This is a genomic window from Priestia sp. SIMBA_032 (assembly GCF_046535215.1).
Lineage (GTDB): Bacteria > Bacillota > Bacilli > Bacillales > Bacillaceae_H > Priestia > Priestia aryabhattai.
The window spans coordinates 1-234 of record NZ_JAWRXD010001600.1 but is presented as its reverse complement, the minus strand read 5'-3'; the positions used below and the strand labels follow the sequence as shown (position 1 = coordinate 234).

Here is a 234-nt window from a genome sequence, read left to right as displayed (position 1 = left end):
ACAATAACTCAGATGGACTTTTTTTTGATTTGACATTAATAATAATTTCGTATTCATGATTATTATTATCTGAGATATTAACTGTAAAATGAGGTGTGCTATCCTTATCGTCAGGAGGGGTATATCCTACTACTTGACCTTTTAAAACCCCATAATTTTTAACCGGCATTACTATCAGCTCCTATAAATTTATTTAAACAGAATATAGTATTATCTGTATTTTATTTTTTATTC

Annotated in this window: 1 protein-coding gene; it reads right to left on the bottom strand. The window is 27.4% G+C overall.

Annotated features, from left to right (window positions below; genetic code table 11):
* Nucleotides 1-169: DUF2278 family protein (locus SB717_RS39700; protein ID WP_410908847.1), on the bottom strand; the 169-nt coding region annotated here is incomplete at its 3' end.
* Nucleotides 170-234 lie beyond the last annotated feature (65 nt).